Annotated in this window: 4 protein-coding genes and 2 tRNA genes; 5 read left to right on the top strand and 1 reads right to left on the bottom strand. The window is 58.0% G+C overall.

Going from position 1 to position 7,132, the window contains the following annotated elements:
• Window positions 1-232 precede the first annotated feature (232 nt).
• Window positions 233-305 (bottom strand) — tRNA-Lys (locus HMPREF2894_RS04515).
• A 221-nt stretch (window positions 306-526) separates the two neighbouring features.
• Between HMPREF2894_RS04515 and bcp the strand changes: the two genes are divergently transcribed.
• The 5 genes from bcp to HMPREF2894_RS04490 all read left to right on the top strand — a co-directional run bounded on the left by bcp (window position 527) and on the right by HMPREF2894_RS04490 (window position 7,048).
• Window positions 527-1,003: a thioredoxin-dependent thiol peroxidase gene (gene bcp / locus HMPREF2894_RS04510; RefSeq protein WP_049358793.1), complete on the top strand. Its 477-nt coding sequence runs from the start codon at window positions 527-529 to the stop codon at window positions 1,001-1,003.
• A 200-nt stretch (window positions 1,004-1,203) separates the two neighbouring features.
• Window positions 1,204-1,285, top strand: a tRNA-Leu gene (locus HMPREF2894_RS04505).
• A gap of 150 nt (window positions 1,286-1,435) precedes the next feature.
• Window positions 1,436-3,589 carry an ABC transporter substrate-binding protein gene (locus HMPREF2894_RS04500; protein WP_070677999.1) on the top strand — a complete coding sequence of 718 codons (2,154 nt, stop codon included), beginning with the start codon at window positions 1,436-1,438 and terminating at the stop codon, window positions 3,587-3,589.
• A gap of 324 nt (window positions 3,590-3,913) precedes the next feature.
• Window positions 3,914-5,395 (top strand): malate:quinone oxidoreductase, encoded by a 1,482-nt coding sequence (locus tag HMPREF2894_RS04495; RefSeq protein ID WP_049346475.1) that lies wholly within the window; start codon window positions 3,914-3,916, stop codon window positions 5,393-5,395.
• A gap of 261 nt (window positions 5,396-5,656) precedes the next feature.
• The gene (locus HMPREF2894_RS04490; protein WP_070677997.1) at window positions 5,657-7,048 is read left to right on the top strand and encodes a YihY/virulence factor BrkB family protein; all 1,392 of its coding nucleotides are present in this window, start codon (window positions 5,657-5,659) and stop codon (window positions 7,046-7,048) included.
• Window positions 7,049-7,132 lie beyond the last annotated feature (84 nt).

Below are 7,132 nucleotides of genomic sequence, written 5' to 3'. Positions count from 1 at the left end.
CCGCGTTTTCCGGATGCGCCCTCAGGGTGTCATACGGACGCTCTCCGCAGCGAAGCAAGGAGGAGCGGAGCGTCCGGGTGACGGGTGCCCCTGCGTAGGCGCGGAGGAAACATGCGGCGCGCGTCATCTGAAACAAAGCCGGACACAAGCTCCTCAAACCCAAAAACTGTATTTATTCGGGGAACGCAAAAATCCCGCCGATTCCGAAGAATCAGCGGGATTTTCTGTGAAGTGCGCCCCCTGGGACTCGAACCCAGAACCCATTGATTAAGAGTCAATTGCTCTGCCAATTGAGCTAGAGGCGCTTATTTGTTTTTCAAGGTTTCCCTTGCAACAGAAAAATACTATACGCGAGTTTTCATGGTGTGCGCAAGTTGATTTGGGGTGAGCCTAGACACATTGTTTGGGTGGGGTGTGTGGGACACTAGACTGTGTGTATTGCATGGGGCGCGTCCGCCCTTGGTACTGTGTGGGGCGCATCCGCCGCTCCCCTGCTGATTTCTATTGATGTTTTGAGGAGTTATTGATGAACGTTCGTCTTGAGCCGGGTGTCCCGGCGCCTGCTTTTTCGCTGGTTGATTCGGCTGGTGTTACTCATAGTTTGAGTGATTATGCGGGCAGCAAGGTGATTTTGTATTTTTACCCGAAGGCTTCGACTCCGGGTTGCACGAAGGAGGCGTGCGATTTCCGCGATAATTTGGCGTCGTTGAAGTCGTTGGGTTACGTGGTGTTGGGTGTTTCTCCGGACTCGCCGGCGGCTATTGCTCGTTTTGTGGAGAAGGAGTCGTTGACGTTCCCGCTGCTGTCTGATGCTGATCATGCGGTGGCTGAGGCGTATGGTGCGTGGGGTGAGAAGAAGAATTACGGCAGGGTGTATGAGGGTCTGATTCGTTCGACGTTTGTGATTGATGAGCAGGGTGTTGTTGCTTTGGCTCAGTACAATGTGCGTGCGACGGGTCATGTGGCTAAGCTGCGTCGTGATTTGGGTATTGACCCGAAGTAGGGTCGTGTTTTCTGTGCTCGGGTAGCGCGAGGGGCGGCGGCGCTGTGTAGCACCTCCGTGTGGGGGTTGCTGTGCGGCGTGTTTGCGGACTTTTTGCCCTATGGGGGCTGCTTTTAAGGCTTGGAGAACCTTGGTTCCTGGTGTACACTAATTTTTTGTTGCCTCAGACGCATGCATCTTCGGATGTGGGGTGACACTGCGCGCGAGTGGTGAAATTGGCAGACACGCAGGATTTAGGTTCCTGTGCCTTACGGCGTGGGGGTTCAAGTCCCCCCTCGCGCACACACACATTTACATTGGACCCGCCGTCACGGTTGTCGTGGCGGCGGGTCCTCTTGTATGTATCTTGCCCGGGTGGGGTGTCTCGCCCGGTTGGGTGTTGAACCGTTATCCTGAGAGATAAGCATCCGCGACGGAAGAGAGGACCCTCCCGTGCAGCATCAGCCTCATGCATCGTCAGCTGTTGGCAATTCTGATGCGCTGCTGCGAGCCACTGCTGGCTCGAGTGGCTTGAGTCGACGCGCCGTTTTGCGTTTTGGCGCGCTTTTTAGTGCTGGTTTGGCGCTTTCTGCGTGTTCTGGTCAGTCTTCTTCTGGTTCGCCTGCTAGTTCGTCTGCGAGTGCGAGCGAGTCCTCTGCTGATGCGCGTCGTGTGTTCCGTTTTGCGCAGGGTGCGGCGCCGTTGGGTTTGGATCCGGCGTTGTTTCCTGTGGCGAGTACGTATCAGGTGACGGCGCAGGTTTTGCAGACGTTGTTGGTGGCGAATCATTACACGGGTGATCCTGAGGTTCAGGATTCGTTGTGTAGTGAGTGGACGGTTTCTGATGACCGTTTGGTGCATACGTTTGTGTTGCGTGAGGCGCATTTTAGTAACGGTGCTGCGTTGACTGCGGATGCTGTTGTGCAGAATTTCCAGAGGTGGCAGGCGTTGGCTACGGGTGAGGGTACTGCTGCTTTGGCGGTGCCTGCTCAGCCGTTGTTTGCGTGGGGTTTTGGTGTACCGAAGCCGGGTTCTATTGATCCTTCGGCGGTGGAGCCTGCGCCGGTTCAGGCATCTCCGTCGGGTGCGGCTACTCCGGGTGCTTCTGCGAGTGCGTCCGCTACCCCGTCGGCTACCGCCTCGGCTAGTGCTTCTGCCGTAGCTTCTGAACCGGCTCAACCGGGTGATAAGAATGCACCGAAGGCGGGTGCAACTCAGTCGTCTGCGGTGCAGTCATTCTTGCCACTGGTTTCGTCGGTGGTGGCGAAGGGTAACTCTGTGGTGGTGACGCTGTCGCGTCCTTCGTTGGCGTTCCCGCGTATTTTGACGCAGCAGGCGTTTGGCATTATTGATCCGTCGCTGTTTGGTTCTGATCAGAAGTTGACGGGTAACCCGGTGGGTACGGGTGCGTTCCTTGTGGATTCTTTCAAGGACGGCACGGTGCGTCTGCTGAAGAATACTCATTTTGACGGTCAGGCACCTGAGCTGGATGAGATTCAGATTTCGACCCTCACTTCGTCGGATAAGCGTTATTTTGCGCTGATGGAGGGTCATATTGATGCGTGTGATCAGGTGAATTCTTCTGATCTGGGTCAGTTGGCGCGTGATGGTTATCAGACTCCGGGCCGTGACCCGTTCTCGCTGGTGTATTTGGGTTTGAATACGGCGCATCCGGTGTTGAAGAATATTTCGGTGCGTCGCGCTATTTCGCATGCGGTGGATCGTGGTGCACTACGTCAGTATTACCCGCAGGGCACCTCGGATGCGCAGACGCTGATTTCGCCGTCGTTCCGTATTAAGGCTGATGACGCGAAGGATTACACGGACCGCAATCAGGATACGGCGCGCTCGCTGTTGGCGACGGCTGGGTACGACAATCAGGTGATTGAGTGTTACTACCCTGCCGATGTGTCTCTGCCGTGGATGGATACTCCGCAGAAGGTGTATTCGGAGATGGTGGCTTCGCTGATTGAGGTGGGCCTGAATATTAAGCCGGTGCCTCTGCCGTGGTCTGAGTATCTGTCGAAGAGCCGTGAGGTTTCTTCTGAGCGCGGTATTACCTTGGCGGGTTTCTACGGCATGTACCGTGACCCGTATGCGTTCTTTGGTCCGGTGTTGGCGCCGCTGATTGCTGAGCATCAGGTGCGTTCGTTGATTGCTAATGCGCCGTCGGATATGACGACTGGTTTGACGAAGAAGAGTTCTGATGTGCCGTCGTCGGGTGGTGCGAATTCGAATGTGCGGATTTCTGCGACTCCGAGCCCGCAGCCGAGTTATTCGCCGGACCCGTTGATGCCTGAGGAGGAGGCTTCGGCTTCTGCTTCGCCGAGCCCGTCGGCGTCGCCTTCGCCGCAGCCTACTGCTGTGGCGGTTGCGCCGTCGCCTCGTTTTACGGAGATTTTGGAGGCGATTCGTACCGCGGATTCTGCCGATTCGGTGGATTCGCAGCGCGAGTTGTATGCGAAGGTTGTGTCTCAGCTGGGTCAGTTCATGCCGGCGGTTCCGTTGCTGAATGTGACGTCGAAGGTGGCGGTGAGCCGTGAGGTTCAGGGCTATCAGACGGAGCAGAATGCGATTGAGCTGTTCGGTAAGCTGCGCAAGTCGTAGCCTGCGTTTTTAGCTTTTGCGGAAAGGGGTGCATCCCGATTGGGGTGCGCCCCTTTCGCCGTGTTTGGGGCTTTCGTGGGGCTTTCGGTGAGCGGGTGGGCGGGTATTTCTGGAGCTGCTTTCGGGTTGTTGCCGGCGGGTGTAGCAAATGCATGCGATTACGGGTCTTTTCGACCCTAAGAGATTTATTGATATGAACTGCAACACTCTCTCTCGTTTTGTGGATTCTGACTATGCCAACCCCACTAAAAGGGGTAGGCTAGATGATGTACCCCACATTCACTGTGCCCAGGCCGGGCACCCGCACCCCTAAGGGAGAATTCAGTGGTAGCACGTACTGAACGAACCGACGTCGTCCTGGTCGGCGGCGGCATCATGAGCGCCACCCTCGGCGTGTTCCTCAAGGAACTCGAACCGACCTGGAATATTATCCTGCTCGAACGCCTCGACAAGGCCGCTCAGGAATCCTCCAATCCCTGGAACAACGCAGGTACCGGCCACTCGGCGCTGTGCGAACTCAACTACGCACCCGCTGGCCCCGACGGCACCGTCTCGGCAGCTAAGGCGCTGAACATTAACGAGCAGTTCCAGATTTCCCGCCAGTTCTGGGCTTCCCTGGTTGAAGAGAAGATTCTGGGCAATGCAGACTTCATCAACCCGGTTCCCCACATGTCCCTGGTCTTCGGTGAGGATCACTCCAAGTACCTGGCTGCACGCTACGATTCCTTCCGCAAGGAGAAGCTCTTCGAGCGCATGCAGTTCTCCACCGACCGCGGCAAGATCGCTGAGTGGGCTCCGCTGACCGTCAACGGTCGCAAGGGTAACGACCCCATTGCTGCGACCTGGTCCCCCGAAGGTACCGACGTTGACTTCGGCGCCCTCACCCAGCAGATGATTGACCACCTGCAGACCAAGGGCGTTGAGGTTCGCTACGGCTACCAGGTCACCAACCTGAACCGCGAGTCCAACGGCTCCTGGACCATTGACGCTATCAACCGCATCAACAAGGAAGAGCCGCTGACCATCAACGCGAAGTTCGTCTTCCTGGGTGCCGGCGGTGGCGCTCTGCACCTGCTGCAGAAGTCCGGCATTGAAGAGGGTAAGGGCTACGGCGGCTTCCCCGTTTCCGGCCTGTTCCTGCGCAACACCCACGAGGCAACCGCAAACCAGCACAACGCTAAGGTGTACGGTCAGGCTTCGGTGGGCGCACCTCCCATGTCCGTGCCGCACCTGGACACCCGCTACGTGGACGGCAAGCGCGCCCTCATGTTCGGCCCCTACGCTGGCTTCAAGACCAACTTCCTGAAGCAGGGCTCCCTGCTGGACCTGCCGCTGTCCCTGCGCCCGCACAACATCTACCCGATGACCCGCGCAGGCATCGACAACCTCTCCCTGGTCAAGTACCTGCTCTCCGAGCTGGTCAAGGACAAGAACGCACGCCTGGAGTCGCTGTACCAGTACTACCCCGAGGCTGTTGGCGGCGAGTGGGAGCTCATCGAGGCTGGCCAGCGCGTCCAGATTATGAAGAAGGACGCAAAGAAGGGCGGTATCCTGCAGTTCGGTACCGAGGTTGTCTCCGCAGCGGACGGCTCCATCGCGGCTCTGCTGGGTGCATCCCCCGGTGCTTCCACCGCGGCTCCGATTATGCTGAACCTGCTGGCTAAGTGCTTCCCCTCCAAGATTGCCGGTTGGGAGCCTCGCCTGAAGGAGCTCATCCCCGGTTACGGCGTGAAGCTCAACGATAACCACGACCTGGCTGATGAGCTGATGGCTCACACCGCTAAGGTTCTGGGTATTCACAACTAGTTTTCAGTTAGGCTCAGCAGGTAGCTTTATACCCTAGCTGACAAGCCTTTTTTGAGGCTTTTCGGGGCGGTTACCCTCTCTAACTGACCGACAGGTCAGCTATCTGCACTCGCAGAAAAATGCGGGAGGGTTAGAAAACCCTATAATGTCACCGCAGGGGCGGGAAGGACAGCTCATTGTTCTCCTCGCCCCTTCTGTGCGCCCACACACTGAAGCTCATAGGCGCACCACTGTGTACACCCCATCATTCAAGGAGCCCCATTGGCTGCACACACCGGCTCTTCCACGGACACCTCCTCAACCCAGGTACCCGCCGGAGCTCGACGCGGACTCTTCTCCCGCAAGCAGAAGCCCGCTGACCCCAAGTACGTCAGCGTCAAGCTGCGCGACTTCCCCAAGGGCAGCATCCTCTACATTCTGCGCCGTGCCATCTACAAATTCGGCGCAAACGGCGGCACCGACATGGCGGCAGCACTCACCTACTTCACCGTGCTGTCCATCTTCCCCGCCCTGCTGGCAATCGTCTCCCTACTGGGCGTATTCGGTCACGGTGAGGAAAGCGCCGCGGTCATCCTCGCCTTCCTCAAGGACAACGCGCCCGCCCAGATGTACGCCATTCTGGAAGACCCCATCAAGCAGATTACAGGCGACCATGGCGCAGGCCTGGTGCTGTTGACCGGTATCCTCAGTGCACTCTGGTCCGCCTCTGGGTACACCGGATCCTTCGGCCGAGCTCTCAACACGGTCTACAACGTGCGTGAAGGCCGCCCCGGCTGGATTCTCAAGCCGCTGAACGTCTTCGTCACCACCGTGATTATCATCCTCGTGGTACTCATGATGCTCATGATGCTGCTGGGTGTAACCGTCCTGGACATGGTCGGTCGGTATGTACCCGAAACCGTGGATATGGAGCTCATCAAGCTCATCTGGCTGAACGGCCGCTGGGTGCTGATTCTGTTCATGGCAATCGCCCTGATCACTCTACTCTACGCCGCCACCCCGAACGTGCGCCGTTACAAGGCATGGAGGCTCTCCCCCGGTGCGGCACTCGCCCTCTTCGGCATGGGTCTGGGCGCATTCGGCTTCACCCTCTACGCCAACAACTTCAGCAAGTACAACGCCACCTACGGCCTGATCGGTGGTGTGATTGTGATGCTGCTGTTCATCTGGATCATGAACAATATGCTTCTCTTCGGCGCGCATCTGGACGCCGAAATCATGCTCATGCGCCAGATTATCGCTGGCGATGACGACCACGGCCACCTGAAGGTGCAGCCGCGCAGCACCTCCGCATCGCGTGCACTGAAGGCACGCCAGGAACGCCTCATGTCCGCCGGACGCGAATTGCAGCAGCAGGCGGCAGGCCAGGGCATGCTCCCCAAGCCGAAGGGCCCCTCCATTGCGGATCGCGTGCAGAAGGCGGTGGACACTAACACCACCATGATTCGCACGTTCATTGCCGACGGCAAGGAACGACTCGACAACGGCAAGGAACAGTTGCAGAAGAAGCAGGCGAAGGCTGATACCGCCGAGGCTCAGGCTTCTGAGGCAACCGCGGCGAAGGCAGAAGCGAGCGCAAAGGCTGAACCTCAGCAGGAGGCGCTCTTCGACCTGGGCACCGATAACTCAACCGGTGCGGCCAAGAAGAACTAAGCGGTAGCTCAGCTGAGCGCGTACCGCCTCAACCTTTCAAAGGGCGCAGGACAGAAACCCTGCGCTGGTCACTAAGATAGAACT

Source organism: Rothia sp. HMSC066G02 (genome assembly GCF_001813145.1).
Lineage (GTDB): Bacteria > Actinomycetota > Actinomycetes > Actinomycetales > Micrococcaceae > Rothia.
This window is presented reverse-complemented; position numbering and strand designations above follow the sequence as displayed.

What these genes read in the sequence shown, in the direction of transcription:
- bcp (WP_049358793.1), top strand. Translation starts at nt 527, where the DNA reads ATGAACGTTCGTCTTGAGCCGGGTGTCCCGGCGCCTGCTTTTTCGCTG.